Origin of the sequence: Kocuria sp. APC 4018 (assembly GCF_030407675.1) — a bacterium.
Lineage (GTDB): Bacteria > Actinomycetota > Actinomycetes > Actinomycetales > Micrococcaceae > Kocuria > Kocuria rhizophila.
Genome location: NZ_JASDCY010000002.1, coordinates 76317 through 93640 on the forward strand (window position 1 = coordinate 76317; position 17324 = coordinate 93640).

Genomic DNA, 17324 nt, shown 5'->3' on the forward strand with positions numbered 1-17324 from the left:
GGTGTCGTCGCGGGGGAGTGCGCGGGAGCGCGTCTCAGCGGCCGAGGGCCAGGTGGGCCTGGCGCAGCACTTCCTGCACGTGCGGCTCCGGCAGCACACCGTTCTCGTGCGCCCAGCCCGGAACCTGCTGCTGGCCGAACCACGTGACCTCGAGCCGCCGGATGGCGCCGGCGTAGCGGTGCCCCGATGCCTGCGAGAGGAAACGCGCGGAAGCGATCGCGGCGCGGCACAGCCAGGGCGGGATGGACAGCGGCTCCCGGCGTCCGGCGTCGCGCAGGACGGAGCCGGTGGTGGCGCCCTCCCAGGGCTGCAGGATCACGGGCGGCAGGGTTCGGGGGAATTCGCCCACGGCCACGGTGAACTGCGCGAGCGCGGTCACCGAGGTGACGGGCGTGGGTGCGGAGCCGTCCCCGGCCACCGAGCTCAGCGGCGAGGAGGCGAAGCGCGCGAGCCTGCGCGTGGTCCGCCGCTCGCTGCCCATCACGGACGTGGCGCGGATCACGGTGAGCTGGGGTGCGCCCTTCTCGGAGCGCCACTCGGAGTGCAGCCGGTACAGCGCGGATTCTCCGAGCGCCTTGGAGAACGAGTACGGGGAGAACGGCGCGGTGCGGATGGACTCGTCCAGCACGGGGGCGTCCGCCTGCACGGACGCGGAACTCATGTGGATGACCCGCCGGACACCGGTGCGGTGCGCCGCGAGCGCCACCAGCACCGGCAGCAGGGCGTTGGCACCCGTCAGGGACTGCTGGTGGGTCTGGTCCGGTGCGGCCAGGCCGGCCGCGTTGACCACGGTGTCCGCGCCGGCGAAGGAGTCGGCCAGGTAGTCGATCACGGACTCGAGCCGCTGGGCGTGCTCCACGAGGTGGTGGACGGTGGTGGCCGGGGAGGCCAGGCGGGGTGAGGCCACGGGCGTGACCGGGATGCTCCGGGCCTGCAGGGCCGTGGTGATCGCGGAGCCGATGAAACCCGTCGCCCCGAGAACGCGCCAGCTGTGAACCGTCACTGTGTGTCTCCTCCCATGGTGGTTCGACCATCGTACGGTAGCGCCCGGCCGGGCAGGGTGGATGCCGTGACCGAGCCGCGGGCGTCCAGCGGACACCGAGGCATCGTCCGGGTGGGCGTTGATAGACTCCGGGAGTTCATCCGCGCCCGGGTGCCGCTGCCGCGACGCTCTCCGGCACGGGGTGAGCGAACACCGCCAGAATCACGAGTCGTCTCGGGGGCGTCAATGACGGAGAACAGTGCCAGGGCCACCGACCACGAGGGCGCGCGCGTGGGTGTGGCGTGCGTCACGCAGGACCGGCCCGGCGACGTCGACACCCTGATCGACGCGCTGCGCGTCCAGACCGAGCCCGTGGCGAGCCTGTGCCTCGTGGACGCGGGGCGCGCCGCTCTGGACGAGGACCGGCTGCGCCAGCGGATCGGGGGAGCGTTCGCGTTGCACTACCGCCGCTCGGAGGCGAACCTGGGTGGCGCGGGCGGCTTCGCGCTCGCGATCCTCACGGCGCTCGCGGCCGGCTCGGAGCAGGTCTGGCTCATGGACGACGACGCCCACCCCGAGGACCCCGAGTGCCTCGCCGTGCTGCGCACCGCCGCGCGGGAGCGCGACCTCGCGGTGGTCTCACCCCTGATCGTGGCACCGCAGGATCACTCGCTGCTCTCCTTCCCGTACCGGCTGGAGGGCGGCATCACGCACCGGCGGGCGGACCTCGAACCCCTGGGCTTCCTCGACTCCTACGCCAACTTCTTCAACGGCGCCCTGGTGGACGAGTCCGTGTTCTTCCGCGTGGGGCTGCCGGACCTCAAGCTGTTCCTGCGCGGGGACGAGGTGGACTTCCTGGTGCGGCTTCGCCGCAGCGGTCTGCCGTTCGGCACCGTGACCACCACGGCGGTCTCCCACCCCCCGGGGTGGGACGAGGAGCACGTGGTGGTTCCCGGCAAGCTGCAGGTGCTGATCCCGCCGGGGGAGTTCAAGCAGCGCCACTTCTTCCGCAACCGCGGGTACGTCTCGTGGCACTACAAGCGCGTGGTGCAGCTGGGGGCGGACGCGATCGGCTACCCGGCCCACTACATCAAGACCAGGGATCTCAAGGGCCTGCGCACGTGGGCGCGGCTCTACACCGACGGCATGCGCGGGCGGGGTTTCGGTGGCCCTCGCTGAGCCGCTGGACGCTGCGGGGATCCCCGTCCCGTTCTCGGTCCTGCTCCCCGTCTACCACGGGGACACGCCCGAGCGGCTGCGGCGCGCGGTGGAGTCCAACACCGTGGACCAGACCCGGCCGCCGGCCGAGGTGGTCCTCGTCCAGGACGGCCCCGTGTCGCCCCCGCTGGAGACCGAGCTGCGCCGTCTCGAGGCGGACTCGCAGATTCCGGTCCGTGTGCTGCGGCTCGCCCAGCACGGCGGTCTGGCTCGCGCCCTGCACACCGCCCTGCCGCAGTGCGCGCACGACGTCGTGGCGCGGGCGGACGCGGACGACGTCGCCTACCCCCGGCGCTTCGAGCAGCAGCTTCCCCTGATCGAGGACGGCGCGGACGTCGTGGGCGCGTCCATGCACGAGATCGGGGACGACGAGCAGAACCCCGTGGCACTGCGCGCGGCACCCGTGGGCGCGGAACGCATCGCGGCCGTGAGCCGTCGCCGCAACCCGCTGTCCCACCCCACGGTGGTGCTGCGCCGCAGCGCCGTGGAGGCCGTGGGAGGCTACGAGGACGTGCCCATGGCGGAGGACTACTGGCTGTGGGCGCGCATGCTCCACGCGGGGGCGGACGTGCGCAACGTGGGTGAGCCGCTGGTCGGGTACCGCGTCTCCTCCGGGTCCTACGAACGCCGCGGCGGGTACCGGGTCCTGAAGGCGGAGCTCGCGCTGCAGGCCAGGTTGCGGGCCCTGGGGCACGTGGGGTTCCTACAATGGGCCGTGAACGTCATGGTGCGCGGCGGCTACCGGTTCGTGCCCCTGCGGGTGCGCGAGACGGCCTACCGGCTCATGGTGGGCCACCGCAACGGCTGACCCGCGCGCACCCGAAAGGACAACGGCCCCATGGTCAACCCCCTCAGTCCCACCCCCCGAGCCGAGAAACCGGTCGCATGGCTGTGGATCCAGATGATCCTGGACTCGGCCGCGTGGATCCTGGCGCTGTGGGTGGCCGTGCTGCTGCGCTTCGAGCTCAACGTGGAGCTCGTGTCGGTGGGCGGGCTGGTGATCACGTGCGCCGTGGCCGTGGTGCTGCAGCTGCTCGTGGGGTTCTCCTTTGCGCTCTACAAGGGCCGCTACTCCTTCGGCAGCTTCGACGAGGCCAAGCTGCTGGTGGTCGTGACCGTGATCGTGACCGCGCTGCTGGAGGGCCTGCTGCTGGTCTTCGGCGTCTCGCTGAGCATCCCGCGCTCCGTGGGGTTCATCGCCTTCCCGTTCGCGTGCCTGCTCATGGCCGCGTTCCGCTACCTCAAGCGCATGTACCAGGAGTCCACGGCCAAGCCCGGTGACCAGGCCCAGAACGTGGTCGTCTTCGGCGCCGGCGCGCTGGGCACGTTCCTGGTGCACCGCATGATGCAGGACCCGGCCTCCGGCTTCCTGCCCGTTGCCCTGCTGGACGACGACCCCGCCAAGAAGCACCTGCGGATCTCCTCCGTGCCCGTCATGGGCACGCTGCACGACGCCGCCTCCGTCCTCGAGCACACGCGCTCGGGTGTGCTGATCGTGGCGGTGGCGGACGTGGACCCCCGCACCATGCGCCGCGTCTCCGACGCCGTGGAGGGAACGGGCACCCGCGTGATGACCGTCCCGCCGCTGAGCGAGATGCTCACGGGCGCGAACCAGGGCGTGGACCTGAGGGACATCTCCATGGAGGACCTCATCGGACGCCGCCCCGTGGACATCCACGTGGACTCGATCGCGGGCTACATCACCGGCAAGCGGGTGCTGGTGACCGGTGCGGGCGGATCCATCGGCTCCGAGCTGTGCCGTCAGCTCGTGGGCTTCGAGCCCGCGGAGCTGATCATGGTGGACCGGGACGAGTCCGGGCTGCAGGCCACGCAGATCTCCATCACCGGGCGCGGGCTGCTGGACGGCAACGACACCGTGCTGTGCGACATCCGTGACGAGGAGTCGGTGAACAGGGTGTTCGAGCAGCGCCGGCCCCAGGTGGTGTTCCACGCGGCGGCGCTGAAGCACGTCTCGCTGCTGGAGCAGTACCCGGACGAGGCGTGGAAGACCAACGTGATGGGTTCGCTGCACGTGCTCAGCGCCGCCGCCGCGGTGGACGTGGACGTGTTCGTGAACATCTCCACGGACAAGGCCGCGAACCCCACCACCGCGCTCGGGCACTCCAAGCGCGTGGCGGAGAAGCTCACCGCGTGGACGGGAGACCGCACGGGCAAGCGCTACGCCTCCGTGCGCTTCGGCAACGTCTTCGGCTCGCGCGGGTCCATGCTCCCGCTGTTCGCCGAGCAGATCCGCCAGGGCGGGCCCATCACGGTCACGCACCCGGACGCGACCCGCTACTTCATGACCATTCCCGAGGCGTGCCAGCTGGTCATCCAGGCCGGCGCGATCGCCCGCGGGGGAGAGGTGCTCATCCTGGACATGGGCCAGCCCGTGCGGATCATGGACATCGCGCAGCGCCTGCGGTCCATGTCCGGGCGCGAGGACATCCGGATCGAGATCACCGGGCTGCGCCACGGGGAGAAGCTGCACGAGGACCTGATCGGCACGGGGGAGACGGACGAACGTCCCTTCCACCCCAAGATCTCGCACGCGAGGGCCGAGCGTCTGGACCCCGCCAACCTGGACCGCCACGTGTGGAAGGTCCGCGGCGGCATGCTGTTCACCGGGTCCATCCCGCAGGTTCCTGCCAGCACCCAGCCCCGCATCACGGACTTCTCCGTGCCGCGCGCAGCCGAGTGCGCGGCGTCGTCGGGACGCGGCGGCCGGAGCGCCGCCCCCGACCGCGACGGCGCGGCACCCCGCGACGGCAGTCCCCACCGGGGGAATGCGGTCCCGCGGGACGGCAGCTCTGCGCGAGGCGGCCACGTCGCACCCGTCGAGGGGTCGCGGGCCGCCCGCGACGGGGACGACCGGGGGAGCGGATCGTGAGCGCCGCGATGAGCCCCGCCGCGGTCCTGGCCACACCGCTGCCCGGACTGGTGACCGGTCCCGCAACCCTCAGCGAGGGCGAGGCCCTTGAGCTGCTGCTGACGCTGGCGCCCTGGACCCTGGGGGTGGCGTTCGTGCTGTCCGTCCTGCTCCCGTTCGCCGTGCGGCCCCTGCTCACGCGGTGGGGAGTGATCGACGTCCCCACCGAACGCTCGTCCCACACCCGACCGGTCCTGCGCGGCATGGGCCTCGCCGTGGCGCTCGCCCTGGTGGTCACGTACGCGGGGGCGTTGGTCTTCGGCCTGATCCCCGTGGACCGCTCCATCGCCCTCGTGGTGCTGGCCATGATGGTTGCCAGTGCCGCGCTCGGCTGGGCGGAGGACTACCGGGGAGTGCCGATCACCGTGCGCCTGGGCGTTCAGGCCGTGATCGGAGCGCTGGGCACGGCGGCGCTGATCGTGGCCCTCGGGGTTCCCGCGTGGTGGTGGCCCGTGGGGGTCGTGGCCACCGTGGCGTACATCAACATCGCGAACTTCATGGACGGGATCAACGGCATCTCCGGCATGCACGGCGCAGCGGTGGGCCTGCTCTACGCGTGGGCCGGCGGCGTGAACGGCATGCCGTGGATGGTCTGCGCCGGTCTGGCCGTGGCCGGGGCCTTCCTCGGCTTCCTGCCCTGGAACCTGGGGCGCGGCACGGTGTTCCTGGGGGACGTCGGATCGTACGTCCTGGGGGGAGCGGTCGTGGCCACCGCGATCGGCGCGTTCCTCTCCGGCGTGTACGTGGAGTACCTGCTGCCCCCGCTGCTGATCTACCTCGCGGACACCGCGGTGACCCTCGTGCTGAGGATCCGCCGCGGCGAGGTCTGGTACAAGCCGCACCGCCAGCACGCGTACCAGCGGCTCACGGACGCGGGGCTCTCCCACGTCCAGGCGTCCCTGCTGGTCACGGGTGCCACGGTGCTCGTGAGCGTCATCTCCCTCTACGGCCTGCGCGCCAACGGCACGGGCTCCGCCGTCGCCGGTGTGGCGGTGGTCGCCGTGGTCGTCGCGTACCTGCTGGCGCCCACGCTGCTCGGACGCCTCCGCACCGCTCGGCGGGGCGTGGACACGTGACCGGGCCCGACCACACCCCCGCTCCCGCAGGTGACAGCTCCTACGGCCACGGTGCGAGAACCTGGTCCGCGGTCGCCCTCGTGGCGGCGGCGCTCGCGGTGGCGGCGGCCTTCGTGCTGGAGCTTCCGGACGGCGTCCGCTCGGCCGCGTTCGGGGCCGGTCTGGTCACGGCGAGCTCCGCGACCACCGTGCTGGTGGCCGCGCACATGTTCCGCGTCGCGCCCGCGGCCACCGCGCCTGCCCTCGCGGGCCTGTACCTGCTCAAGGTGCTCGTGGCCGGTGGACTGCTCCTGACGCTCGCGCCCCCCGCCTGGCTGGTCCCCGGCGTGTTCCTGGGCGCCGCGCTGGTCGGCCTCGTGCTCGCGCTCGTGCGCTTCGCCCGGCTCACGGGGCGCGTGTCCGGGCAGCAGACGCGCGCGCTCCTGGCCTCACGATCCGCCCGGGGAGCGGACTCCGCAGCCGCGCACGACGACGCCGCTGCCGCACCGTCCCCGCGCGACGCACCCGGTCCCCGGTCCGGTGCGGCCACCACGCTCCTCGGCCGGGAAGCACCCGGCCGCCACCACGACGCGCTCCACGGGTCCGGTCAACCGCCCGTGGGCACCCCTGAAAGGCACACCCCATGAACTCCTCGCCGGGCCCCCAGGACCCCCGGAAACCCCGCTCCGCGCGGGGCGCCTCGCAGCGACACGTCGACTCCGCGCGACAGGACTCCCTCTACACTGCGGGAGAGCTCGTGGAGCGCGGCGGCCTGAGCGGAGGACTCGCCGTGCTGCTGTATGTCGTGGTCGGTGCGGCGTTTTGGAGTTTGATAGGCTGGCTCCTGGATCACCTGCTGGGAACACGGTGGATTGTGATCGCGGGAGCCGTCTTCGGCGCGTCCGCCGGGGTGTACCTCGGCTACCTCCACATGAGGGACGCGCTGAATCGGAGCCACGCCCCGCAGAAGACCACGTCGGAGACAACGAAGTCATCTGATCCGGGCCACCGGCCCGGAGTGTGACCGGTCTGGATACCGCAGAAAGGACCCGTATTGAACCCCGCCCTGAGGATTCCGGCCGAATTCGTGGCCCCTTCCACGGAAGACATGCATCTTCCCCCGTTGTTCGAAGTGGGGTCCCTCGCCTTCGGTAAGCAGTCGCTGCTGATCCTCTTCTCCGTGGTGCTGATCGGTGCGGGCTTCATGTACATGATCCGCCGTCGCGCCATGGTTCCCTCCAAGGGCCAGTACCTGGGCGAGATGGGCTACGGCTTCGTCCGCAACCACCTGGGCCGGGACATCATCGGCGAGAAGGACTTCCGCCCTTTCATCCCGCTGCTGTTCTCCTTCTTCTTCTTCATCCTGGTGAACAACCTGTTCGGGTCCATCCCCCTCGTGCAGCTGCCCACCTTCTCCCACCCGGGCTCGGCATACGTCATGGCCGCCATCGCCTACGTCGTGTGGGTCTTCGTGGGCATCCGCCGGCACGGCTTCGGGCAGTTCATGGTCAAGATGACCATGCCCCCGAACGTCCCGAAGATCCTCTACGTGATCCTCATCCCCCTCGAGTTCCTCTCGAACCTCATCATCCGTCCCGTGACTCACGCGCTGCGTGTGTTCGCCACCATGTTCGCGGGCCACATGGCCATGATGGTGGCCGCGGGCCTCACCGCGTACCTGGCCACCGAGGTGGGCGGCATCGTGGGGATCGGCGGATCGGTCTTCGGCATCGTCCTCGGACTGTTCATCTACTTCCTGGAGCTGCTCATCCAGGTCCTCCAGGCCTACATCTTCACCCTGCTGTTCGCCGTGTACGTACAGGGCGCACTGCAGGAGGGGCACTAGCCCCACGAAGGAGCGCGACCCCCGGGCCGCTCACCCCTGACCATCGCCTGCTTACGATTCCCGTAACGGCACCACGGCCCGCACCCGCGGGCACCCAGAAAGGAAATATCCACAATGGAAGGTTCGCTTAGCGTCATTGGCTACGGTCTCGCTGCCATCGGCGGTGGCATCGGCGTGGGTCTCATCTTCGCTGCCTACATGCAGTCCGTGGCCCGCCAGCCCGAGTCCCAGCGCGTCCTGCAGCCCATGCTCTTCATGGGCTTCGCCGTGGTCGAGGCCCTGGCCATCCTGGGCCTGGTCCTCGCCTTCATCATGTAGGGCAATGCCCATCGGACAAGCCCTAACTAGAGAACAGGAATCGCGCTCATGAACGCAATGGTGATGGCAGCGGAAGAGGCTCAGAACCCTCTCATCCCGGACACCTGGGAAATGCTGATTACCTTCATCGGGTTCGTGATTCTGCTCTTCATCGCGATCAAGTACATCGTCCCGGCGTTCGAGAAGGTCTACAAGGACCGCTCGGAGGCCATCGAGGGTGGACTTGCCAAGGCCAAGGCCGCTCAGGCCGAGGCGAAGGCTGCTCGCGACGAGTACAACCAGCAGCTCGAGAGCGCTCGCCTCGAGGCCCAGAAGATCCGTGAGGAAGCTCGCTCCGAGGGCGAGAAGATCCTCGCGGACTTCAAGGACCGCGCCAACATGGAGTCCGCCCGGATCACCGAGAACGCTCACAAGGCCATCGAGGCCGAGCGTGCGGCGGCCGTGGTCTCCCTGCGCGACGAGGTCGGCACTTTGGCAACACAGCTCGCGTCCAAGATCGTCGGGGAGTCCTTGAACGACGACGACCGCGCCAACCGCGTGGTCGACCGCTTCCTGGCGGACCTGGACGCCGAGCAGAGCCGCACGGGAGCTGCACGGTAATGGCAGAAGCATCGAACGAACCGAATCGTCCGCTCACCGTGGACGTGGACCGCTGGGCACCGTCCGCGAGTCCGGAGATCGCACACCAGCTGTTCGAGATCCTGGACATCGTGGACCAGAACGGCGCTCTGCGCCGGGCCCTGACGGATCCCTCCCGCCCCGCTGAGGACCGTGCTCGTCTCGTGCACTCCCTCCTCGACGGCCGGGCCCACGAGGTGGCGGTGGACATCGCCGCGGAGCTCGCCTCCCAGCGCAGCACCACCGAGCGTCAGCTGGGTGATGCCCTCGAGCGCACCGCAGTGCTCGTGGCGGCAGCCGCCACCGAGAACCGCGGCGGCGGGGACGCCCTCGAGTCGCTCGTGGACGAACTCATCCGGTTCAAGTCCATGCTGGACCGGTCCGCCGAGGTGCAGAGCGCCTTCTCGGACTCCCGGGCGTCCGCGGAGGCCAAGGTCACCCTCGCCCGTCGGCTGAGCACGCCGGGTTCCGAGGAGGCCGCGTTGCTGATCGAACGCGCAGCCAGCGAGCCCCGGGGGGCCCTCCCCGGTCGTCTGCTGGAACAGTTCGCCCAGTGGGTGGCAGACCGTCAGCAGCGGTGGATCGCCCGTGTGGAGTCGGCCCGGCCGTTGCGCCAGGACCAGCTGGACGCCCTGCGCGACCGGCTGAACCGGCTGTACGGACGGGACCTCAAGCTGACCACCGAGACCAACCCGGCTCTGGTGGGTGGCCTGCGCGTGCAGGTCGGTGAGGAGATCATCGACGGTTCGCTCACGCACCGGTTGAACCAGCTGGAGCAGCGGATCGGAGCCTGATCCTCTCGTGGAGCGAGGATCGCGGGGAGCCGGTGCGAGCCGGAGTCCCGTCGCGTTGCCTCCACGGGCCGCACACGCGGTCGCACGGCGATGGGGCAACGCATCGCGACAAGAACAAGCTTGGTCATCGTCGAGTCGATGATCACACGACGTAGAGAGCAGGGACAGCAGATGGCCGATGTGACCATCAATGCCGATGAAGTCCGTAGCGCGCTGAACGATTTCGCGGCGTCCTACGATCCCGGCAACGTGGAACGAGTAGAAGTAGGACGCGTGTCGTCCGCAGCGGACGGCATTGCCCGTGTGGAGGGTCTGCCCTCCGTCATGGCCAACGAGTTGCTCAAGTTCGAGAACGGGGTACTGGGCCTGGCCCTGAACCTCGACACCCGCGACATCGGCGTCGTGGTGCTGGGCGACTTCCAGGGCATCGAGGAGGGCCAGGAGGTCCACCGCACCGGTGAGGTGCTCTCGGTGCCCGTGGGCGAGGGCTACCTCGGCCGCGTGGTGGACCCGCTGGGCGAGCCCCTCGACGACCTCGGCCCCATTGCCACGGACGGCCGCCGCGAGCTGGAGCTGCAGGCTCCGGGCGTGACCATGCGAAAGTCCGTGCACGAGCCGCTGCAGACCGGCATCAAGGCGATCGACGCCATGATTCCGATCGGGCGTGGCCAGCGTCAGCTGATCATCGGCGACCGTCAGACCGGCAAGACCGCCATCGCGGTGGACGCCATCCTGAACCAGCGCTCCAACTGGGAGTCCGGTGACGTCGACAAGCAGGTGCGCTGCATCTACGTGGCGGTCGGTCAGAAGGCCTCCACCATTGCGGCCGTGCGTCAGACGCTCGAGGACAACGGCGCCCTGGACTACACCACGATCGTGGCCGCCCCGGCCTCCGAGTCGGCCGGTCTGAAGTACCTCGCCCCCTACGCCGGCTCGGCCATCGGCCAGCACTGGATGTACGGCGGCAAGCACGTCCTGATCGTGTTCGACGACCTCTCCAAGCAGGCCGAGGCCTACCGGGCCGTGTCCCTTCTGCTGCGCCGCCCGCCGGGACGCGAGGCGTACCCCGGCGACGTCTTCTACCTGCACTCCCGTCTGCTCGAGCGTTGCGCCAAGCTCTCCGACGAGCTGGGCGCGGGCTCCATGACCGGGCTGCCGATCATCGAGACCAAGGCCAACGACGTCTCGGCGTTCATCCCGACCAACGTCATCTCCATCACCGACGGTCAGATCTTCCTGCAGTCGGACCTCTTCAACGCCAACCAGCGCCCCGCCGTGGACGTGGGCATCTCGGTGTCCCGCGTGGGTGGTGCCGCGCAGGTCAAGGCCATGAAGAAGGTCTCCGGCACGCTGAAGCTGAGCCTGGCCTCGTACCGCTCCATGCAGGCGTTCGCCATGTTCGCCTCCGACCTGGATGCGGCCTCGCGCCAGCAGCTGACCCGCGGTGAGCGTCTGATGGAGCTGCTCAAGCAGCCCCAGTACACGCCGTACCCCGTGGCGGACCAGGTCGTCTCCATCTGGGCGGGCACCACCGGCCAGCTCGACGACGTGGACGTGGCCAACGTGGGCGACTTCGAGCGCGCCCTGCTGGACCAGGTGCGCCGGACCACCAACGTCATGGACTCGATCAACTCCACGGGCAAGCTCGAGGACGACGCGATCGAGGCGCTGAAGACGGCCGTGGCCGAGGTCAAGCGGGACTTCCACGGTTCCAAGCACGGGATCGAGGCCGGTGTCGAGGAGCACGAGTCCCTGGGCTCGAGCTCCGTGAACCAGGAAACGATCGTCAAGAAGTAACCGTTGAGGTGGTGCGCCGTCCGTCGGCGCACCACCGCGGTGCCGAAAGGAAAAGCCCATGGGAGCGCAGATTCGGGTCTACCGACAGAAGATCGCGTCCACCTCGTCCATGAAGAAGATCTTCAAGGCGATGGAGATGATCGCGACCTCGCGCATCAGCAAGTCCCGTCAGAGTCTCGAAGGTGCGTACCCGTACGCCAACGCGCTGACCCGCGCGGCCTCCCAGATCGCCACGCAGCACAACATCTCCCACCCGTTGACCACGGTCCCGGACCAGGTGCGGCGCTCCGCCGTCATGGTCTTCACCTCGGACCGCGGCCTCGCAGGGTCCTACTCCTCCAACGTGCTCAAGCGCACGGAGGAGCTGCTGGAGCTGCTGCGCTCGCAGGGCAAGGAAGCCCACATCTACCTGGTGGGGCGCAAGGCCAAGGCGTACTTCGACTTCCGGCACCGTGACTACGACGATTTCTGGACCGGCAACACGGACAGCGCGAGCACGGAGCGCGCCGAGGAGCTCACGGAGCGCCTCATGCACGACATCAGTGCCGCGTACGAGGAGAACGGCGTGGACGAGGTCCTCCTCGTCTACACGCAGTTCAACTCGATGGTGAGCCAGGAACCCCGTGTCCTGCGGCTGCTGCCCCTGGAGATCTCGGACGCCAACGACCTCGGGGACGACGTCTCGGAGCGGTTCGACGATCTGCGCGAGCACGCCAACCAGTTCGAGTTCGAGCCGAACCCGGAGGAAGTCTTCAACGAGATCCTGCCGAGGTACGTCCGGGCCCGGGTCTACTCCGCGCTGTGCCACGCGGCGTCGAGCGAGCTGGCGTCCCGTCAGCGCGCCATGAAGGCCGCCGGTGACAACGCCACCGAGCTCATCAAGAAGTACACACGCCTGATGAACAACGCCCGTCAGGCGGAGATCACCACCGAGTTGACAGAGATCGTCAGTGGCGCCGAGGCCCTCTAGGCCCGCGCTCTCCCCATTGCCAGCCGAAACGAAGTGAGAGAAATGACTGCCACTATCAACGACCAGGCGGCCCAGCCGGTTTCGCGCGGCGGCGTCGGCCGCATCGCCCGAGTCATCGGACCCGTGGTCGACGTCGAGTTCCCCGAGAACCAGGTTCCGGACCTCTACAACGCCCTGACCGCGGACTACGACTTCAACGGCAAGCCCCGCCGGATCACGTTCGAGACCGCTCAGCACCTGGGCACCAATGTGGTGCGTGCCATCTCCCTGCAGCAGACCGACGGTCTGGTGCGCGGCACGCCCGTGCAGGACACCGGCTCGCCCATCTCCGTGCCCGTGGGCGACGTGGTCAAGGGCCACATCTTCAACGTCCTGGGTGACGCCCTGGACATGCCCACCGACGAGCTGGACATCCAGGAGCGCTGGCCCATCCACCGCAAGGCACCGTCCTTCGCGGAGCTCGAGGGCAGCACCGAGATGATGGAGACGGGCATCAAGTCCATCGACCTCCTGACCCCCTACATCAAGGGCGGCAAGATCGGTCTGTTCGGCGGCGCCGGCGTGGGCAAGACCGTGCTCATCCAGGAGATGATCACCCGTGTGGCCCGCAACTTCGGTGGCACCTCGGTGTTCGCCGGTGTGGGCGAGCGCACCCGTGAGGGCAACGACCTGTGGGTCGAGATGGAGGAGGCGGGCGTTCTCAAGGACACCGCTCTCGTGTTCGGCCAGATGGACGAGCCGCCCGGAACGCGTCTGCGCGTGGCCCTGACCGGTCTGACCATGGCGGAGTACTTCCGCGACGTGCAGAACCAGGACGTGCTGCTGTTCATCGACAACATCTTCCGGTTCACGCAGGCCGGCTCCGAGGTGTCCACGCTGCTGGGCCGCATCCCCTCCGCCGTGGGCTACCAGCCCACACTCGCGGACGAGATGGGTGTGCTGCAGGAGCGCATCACCTCCACGCGCGGGCACTCCATCACGTCCATGCAGGCCATCTACGTGCCCGCGGACGACTACACGGACCCGGCCCCCGCGACCACGTTCGCGCACCTGGACGCGACCACCGAGCTCTCGCGTGAGATCGCCTCGCGTGGTCTGTACCCGGCGATCGACCCGCTGTCCTCGACCTCCCGCATCCTGGATCCGCAGTACGTGGGCCAGACCCACTACGACGTGGCCACCCGCGTGAAGTCGATCCTGCAGGAGAACAAGGAGCTGCAGGACATCATCGCGATTCTCGGTGTGGAGGAGCTCTCCGAGGAGCAGAAGGTCGTGGTGTCCCGCGCACGCCGCATCGAGCAGTTCCTGTCCCAGAACACCTACACCGCGAAGCAGTTCACCGGTGTGGAGGGCTCCACGGTTCCCCTCGCGGAGACCATCGAGGCCTTCGGCAAGATCTGCGACGGCGAGCTGGACAACGTTCCGGAGCAGGCCTTCTACAACGTGGGCGGCCTGGACGACGTCATGCGTCAGTGGGACGAGATCAAGGCCGAGACGGGCGAGAAGTAAGCCATGGCTGAACTCATCGTGGAAATCGTCGCCCTGGATCGCAAGATCTGGGCGGGTGCCGCGCGGCTGGTCCGTGTGCGCACCACCGAGGGCGACATCGGCATCATGCCCGGTCACGAGTCCATGGCCGGTCTGCTCAAGCCGGGCGAGTTCGCGATCGACCGCGTGGACGGGGACCGGCTCGGCGGCCGGATCGACTCCGGACTCGTGTCGGTGGACGACAACCGCGTGACGGTGGTGGCCGACAAGGTCACCCTGGACGCGGAGCAGCGGTCCGCCTGATCCGCAACCGCCAGGTCGACGTCGACCCCCGTGCCCCGCTGGGGTGCGGGGGTCGTCGCCGTTCGGCCACCCTGTGACGGGGTGCGTGGACGCCACGCCCGCCGGAGCACGGCAGGAGGGGCGCCACCGCGCCCGAGGAGGAAACGTGGAAGAGACGATCGAGGTTCACGGACCCACGGTGGTCCAGGGGCGGCTGCCCGTGTACGGGGCCAAGAACAGTGTGCTCAAGCTCATGGCCGCGGCCCTGCTCGCCCCGGGCTGCTCCACCATCACCAACGTCCCGGAGATCCAGGACGTCACCGTGATGGCGGAGCTGCTGCGCCGGCTGGGCTGCGACGTGCACTACGACGCCGCCGGGCGAACCGTGGCGATCGACGTCCCCGAGGAGCTGGGTCACCAGGCCGACTACGACCTCGTGCGCGCCATGCGTGCCTCGATCTCCGTGCTGGGTCCGCTGATGGCCCGCTGCCGGCGTGCGGAGGTCGCGCTGCCGGGCGGCGACGCGATCGGCACCCGCGGTCTGGACATGCACCGTGCGGGGCTCGAGGCCATGGGCGCGACACTGAGCATCGAGCGGGGGTTCCTGCGCGCGAGCGCCCCCGGCGGACTCGTGGGCGCCACCTACCGCCTCGGCTATCCGTCCGTCGGTGCCACCGAGAACCTCATGACGGCGGCCACCACGGCGCGGGGGGTCACCGTTCTGGAGAACGTGGCGCGTGAGCCCGAGATCGTGGACATCGGGCGCATGCTCCAGGCCATGGGTGCCAGGATCGACGGGCTGGGCACCACCACGCTGACCATCACGGGCGTGTCAGCCCTGCACCCGGTGACGCACCGGACCGTGGCGGATCGCATCGTGGCCGGCACGTGGGCGTTCGCGGCCGCCGTCACGGGCGGGACGGTGGAGATCGCCGGAGCGGAGCCGGAGCACATGGCCGTGGTGCTGGACAAGCTGCGCGCGGCCGGCTGCGAGATCACCACGGGGCAGGGGGTACTCACGGTCAGGGGACCCGAGCGGCCGCGGGCGATCAACGTGTCCACGCTGCCGTACCCGGGCTTCCCCACGGATCTGCAGCCGTTCGTGGTGGCCCTCAACGCGGTGGCGGAGGGGTCCGGGATCATCACCGAGAACGTGTTCGAGGCCCGCTGGGGCTTCACCGCGGAGCTGGAACGGCTCGGGGCCAGGGTGCACCTGGACGGCCATCACGCCCGGGTGGACGGCGTGCCCGCTCGCACTCTCTCGGGCGCTCCCGTCGAGGCCATGGACATCCGCGCTGGAGCGGCCCTGGTGATCGCGGGCATGGCCGCGGAGGGCACCACGGAGGTCTCCGGGGTGGAGCACATCGACCGGGGCTACGAGCACTTCGTGAAGAACCTCTCCGCCGCCGGGGTGGCCGCCCAGCGCAGGGTCAGCGCGGGCCGCGGCTGAGCTGCGGAGGGACCACCCGCTGCCGACCGCGCGCGTTGCGGAACGCCCCTGCGCCCGTGAGCAGGGGAGCGGGGAGGTGCTGGCCGTGACATGCGGAAGGCCCCGCCACCCATGCGGTGGCGGGGCCTTCCGGGTCCGAGGGGACTGTCAGATGACGGTCACACCGGTGGCCTGGGGGCCCTTCTGGCCCTGGCCGATCTCGAACTCGACGCGCTGGTTCTCCTCGAGCGTGCGGAAGCCACCCGACTGGATTTCGCTGTAGTGGACGAAGACGTCGCCGTCAGCGTCGTCCGGCGTGATGAAGCCGAAGCCCTTCTCTGCGTTGAACCACTTAACGGTGCCCTGAGCCATAATGGGGCATCTCCTTCTGGAGTATGTAGTGCGTGCACACGGTTGTGCACCTGAACTGGTACCGCGAGAAGGCTGTGGATGCGGCTCACGATGTGTTGTGCCACAGCGCCAGTCAGAACTTCACGCTCGCTACCATTCCTGCGAGCATGTCAAACATGAAGCGAGAACATCACAAGCATCACACACCGGCGGTCGAGGGTCAACAGTCCTCAGGGCGCTGAGCACAACTGTGACGTGGCTCCCGAGGGGCTCCCGTGCCTGCACGGACGCGCAGGAGACAGCATGCCCTCGGCGGGGCTCGGCTGGTGACGGCGACGACGCTCCCGTGCCGCGGTCGCGCCACGGCGGGGGACCCGGGCGGTGTCAGAAGAGCCGGGACTGGGTGTCCACGTTGCCGCGCATCTCGTCGTAGTCCAGGCTGAGGCACTCGATCCCGCGGTCCCGGGCGAGGGTGCGGGCCTGGGGCTTGATCTGTTGGGCGGCAAAGACTCCGCGCACCGGACGCAGCAGCGGGTCCCGGTTGAGCAGCTCCAGGTAGCGGGTCAGCTGCTCCACCCCGTCGATGTCACCGCGGCGCTTGAGCTCCACGGCCACGGTGGCGCCGTTGGCGTCACGCGCGAGGATGTCCACCGGTCCGATGGTGGTGGGGTACTCGCGGCGCACCAGGGAGAAGCCCTCCCCGAGCAGCGTGATCTGCTCCGCGAGCAGCCGTTGCAGATCGGCTTCCACGCCGTCCTTGATGAGCCCGGGGTCCGCGCCGAGCTCGTGCTCGAGCCGACTGTGCACGGTCATGATGTGGATCACCAGCCGGTCGTCGGACTTGCCGGCCTGGACCTCCCACACCTCCTTGACGCCGTCAGCGAGCAGCTCCTCGGAGGGCTCACGCACGCGCAGGGTGGCGGGCGGGCTCATCCAGTTCAGCGGCTTGTAGGAGCCGCCGTCCGAGTGGATCAGCACCGAGCCGTCCGCCTTGAGCATGATGAGGCGCCGTGCCAGGGGCAGGTGGGCATTGAGCCGCCCCTCGTAGCGGACGGAGCAGTCGGCAATCACTAAACGCACCCGGACAGCCTATCCGCACGGCACGCCGGCGCACCCACCGCGGCGTGCTGCCGGATGGGAGGCACCCCATCACCCGCCACCGCGGTGTGCCCCTGCGTGTCAGGGTGAGTTGAGTCCAGTGGTTCACAGCAAGTCCGCCTGACGCAGGGCGAGATTCAGGATCGATC

Annotated in this window: 18 protein-coding genes; 15 read left to right on the top strand and 3 right to left on the bottom strand. The window is 69.4% G+C overall.

All coding sequences use genetic code 11. The features are described from left to right. Positions 1-34: 34 nt before the first annotated feature. Positions 35-1003 (bottom strand): NAD-dependent epimerase/dehydratase family protein, encoded by a 969-nt coding sequence (locus tag QL985_RS00835; protein WP_102613434.1) that lies wholly within the window; start codon positions 1001-1003, stop codon positions 35-37. A 225-nt stretch (positions 1004-1228) separates the two neighbouring features. On the opposite strand from QL985_RS00835, the gene QL985_RS00840 reads away from it, so the two are divergent. The 15 genes from QL985_RS00840 to murA all read left to right on the top strand — a co-directional run bounded on the left by QL985_RS00840 (position 1229) and on the right by murA (position 15747). After that, the gene (locus QL985_RS00840) at positions 1229-2161 is read left to right on the top strand and encodes a glycosyl transferase (RefSeq protein ID WP_019309359.1); all 933 of its coding nucleotides are present in this window, start codon (positions 1229-1231) and stop codon (positions 2159-2161) included. Continuing rightward, positions 2148-3008 (top strand): glycosyltransferase, encoded by an 861-nt coding sequence (locus QL985_RS00845; protein ID WP_102613435.1) that lies wholly within the window; start codon positions 2148-2150, stop codon positions 3006-3008. Before QL985_RS00840 ends, QL985_RS00845 begins: the two co-directional genes overlap by 14 nt. A 30-nt stretch (positions 3009-3038) precedes the next feature. Next, entirely contained in the window at positions 3039-5090 is a 2052-nt protein-coding gene (locus QL985_RS00850; RefSeq protein WP_121566080.1) for a nucleoside-diphosphate sugar epimerase/dehydratase, read from the top strand. Continuing rightward, positions 5087-6205: a glycosyltransferase family 4 protein gene (locus QL985_RS00855; RefSeq protein WP_135009939.1), complete on the top strand. Its 1119-nt coding sequence runs from the start codon at positions 5087-5089 to the stop codon at positions 6203-6205. The genes QL985_RS00850 and QL985_RS00855 overlap by 4 nt, the downstream gene beginning before the upstream one ends. Next, complete coding sequence (locus tag QL985_RS00860; protein ID WP_121566082.1) at positions 6202-6831, top strand: hypothetical protein; 630 nt, start codon at positions 6202-6204, stop codon at positions 6829-6831. The genes QL985_RS00855 and QL985_RS00860 overlap by 4 nt, the downstream gene beginning before the upstream one ends. Then, positions 6828-7208 (top strand): AtpZ/AtpI family protein, encoded by a 381-nt coding sequence (locus QL985_RS00865; RefSeq protein WP_019309354.1) that lies wholly within the window; start codon positions 6828-6830, stop codon positions 7206-7208. Before QL985_RS00860 ends, QL985_RS00865 begins: the two co-directional genes overlap by 4 nt. Before the next feature lie 30 nt (positions 7209-7238). Continuing rightward, the gene (atpB, locus tag QL985_RS00870) at positions 7239-8030 is read left to right on the top strand and encodes a F0F1 ATP synthase subunit A (RefSeq protein ID WP_019309353.1); all 792 of its coding nucleotides are present in this window, start codon (positions 7239-7241) and stop codon (positions 8028-8030) included. 114 nt (positions 8031-8144) lie between these two features. Next, a complete protein-coding gene (atpE, locus tag QL985_RS00875; RefSeq protein WP_019309352.1) occupies positions 8145-8348 on the top strand; it encodes an ATP synthase F0 subunit C in 204 nt (67 codons plus the stop codon). 48 nt (positions 8349-8396) lie between these two features. Then, a complete protein-coding gene (locus QL985_RS00880) occupies positions 8397-8948 on the top strand; it encodes a F0F1 ATP synthase subunit B (protein WP_019309351.1) in 552 nt (183 codons plus the stop codon). Continuing rightward, positions 8948-9760: a F0F1 ATP synthase subunit delta gene (locus QL985_RS00885; RefSeq protein ID WP_047978492.1), complete on the top strand. Its 813-nt coding sequence runs from the start codon at positions 8948-8950 to the stop codon at positions 9758-9760. The genes QL985_RS00880 and QL985_RS00885 overlap by 1 nt, the downstream gene beginning before the upstream one ends. Before the next feature lie 171 nt (positions 9761-9931). Continuing rightward, complete coding sequence (gene atpA / locus QL985_RS00890; RefSeq protein WP_019309349.1) at positions 9932-11557, top strand: F0F1 ATP synthase subunit alpha; 1626 nt, start codon at positions 9932-9934, stop codon at positions 11555-11557. Between the two features lie 58 nt (positions 11558-11615). Next, complete coding sequence (locus QL985_RS00895) at positions 11616-12527, top strand: F0F1 ATP synthase subunit gamma (protein ID WP_059281178.1); 912 nt, start codon at positions 11616-11618, stop codon at positions 12525-12527. Between the two features lie 42 nt (positions 12528-12569). Then, on the top strand, positions 12570-14036 hold the full coding sequence (gene atpD, locus QL985_RS00900) for a F0F1 ATP synthase subunit beta (RefSeq protein WP_135009941.1): 1467 nt from the start codon (positions 12570-12572) through the stop codon (positions 14034-14036). Between the two features lie 3 nt (positions 14037-14039). Next, the gene (locus tag QL985_RS00905; RefSeq protein WP_012398053.1) at positions 14040-14318 is read left to right on the top strand and encodes a F0F1 ATP synthase subunit epsilon; all 279 of its coding nucleotides are present in this window, start codon (positions 14040-14042) and stop codon (positions 14316-14318) included. 145 nt (positions 14319-14463) lie between these two features. After that, positions 14464-15747 carry a UDP-N-acetylglucosamine 1-carboxyvinyltransferase gene (murA, locus tag QL985_RS00910; RefSeq protein WP_135009943.1) on the top strand — a complete coding sequence of 428 codons (1284 nt, stop codon included), beginning with the start codon at positions 14464-14466 and terminating at the stop codon, positions 15745-15747. 147 nt (positions 15748-15894) lie between these two features. On the opposite strand, the gene QL985_RS00915 is transcribed toward murA, so the two are convergent. Together QL985_RS00915 and nucS are read right to left on the bottom strand one after the other, a co-directional pair. After that, a complete protein-coding gene (locus tag QL985_RS00915) occupies positions 15895-16098 on the bottom strand; it encodes a cold-shock protein (protein ID WP_012398055.1) in 204 nt (67 codons plus the stop codon). A gap of 363 nt (positions 16099-16461) precedes the next feature. Beyond that, positions 16462-17157, bottom strand: a complete 696-nt coding sequence (nucS, locus tag QL985_RS00920) for an endonuclease NucS (protein ID WP_012398056.1) — start codon at positions 17155-17157, stop codon at positions 16462-16464. Between the last annotated feature and the right edge of the window lie 167 nt (positions 17158-17324).

Bases quoted from the DNA above. Each gene is read 5' to 3' on its own strand.
- atpD (WP_135009941.1), top strand. From the start codon at position 12,570: ATGACTGCCACTATCAACGACCAGGCGGCCCAGCCGGTTTCGCGCGGC.
- atpE (WP_019309352.1), top strand. From the start codon at position 8,145: ATGGAAGGTTCGCTTAGCGTCATTGGCTACGGTCTCGCTGCCATCGGC.
- QL985_RS00905 (WP_012398053.1), top strand. From the start codon at position 14,040: ATGGCTGAACTCATCGTGGAAATCGTCGCCCTGGATCGCAAGATCTGG.
- QL985_RS00850 (WP_121566080.1), top strand. From the start codon at position 3,039: ATGGTCAACCCCCTCAGTCCCACCCCCCGAGCCGAGAAACCGGTCGCA.
- QL985_RS00915 (WP_012398055.1), bottom strand. From the start codon at position 16,098: ATGGCTCAGGGCACCGTTAAGTGGTTCAACGCAGAGAAGGGCTTCGGC.
- QL985_RS00865 (WP_019309354.1), top strand. From the start codon at position 6,828: ATGAACTCCTCGCCGGGCCCCCAGGACCCCCGGAAACCCCGCTCCGCG.
- QL985_RS00840 (WP_019309359.1), top strand. From the start codon at position 1,229: ATGACGGAGAACAGTGCCAGGGCCACCGACCACGAGGGCGCGCGCGTG.
- QL985_RS00885 (WP_047978492.1), top strand. From the start codon at position 8,948: ATGGCAGAAGCATCGAACGAACCGAATCGTCCGCTCACCGTGGACGTG.
- atpA (WP_019309349.1), top strand. From the start codon at position 9,932: ATGGCCGATGTGACCATCAATGCCGATGAAGTCCGTAGCGCGCTGAAC.
- QL985_RS00895 (WP_059281178.1), top strand. From the start codon at position 11,616: ATGGGAGCGCAGATTCGGGTCTACCGACAGAAGATCGCGTCCACCTCG.
- QL985_RS00880 (WP_019309351.1), top strand. From the start codon at position 8,397: ATGAACGCAATGGTGATGGCAGCGGAAGAGGCTCAGAACCCTCTCATC.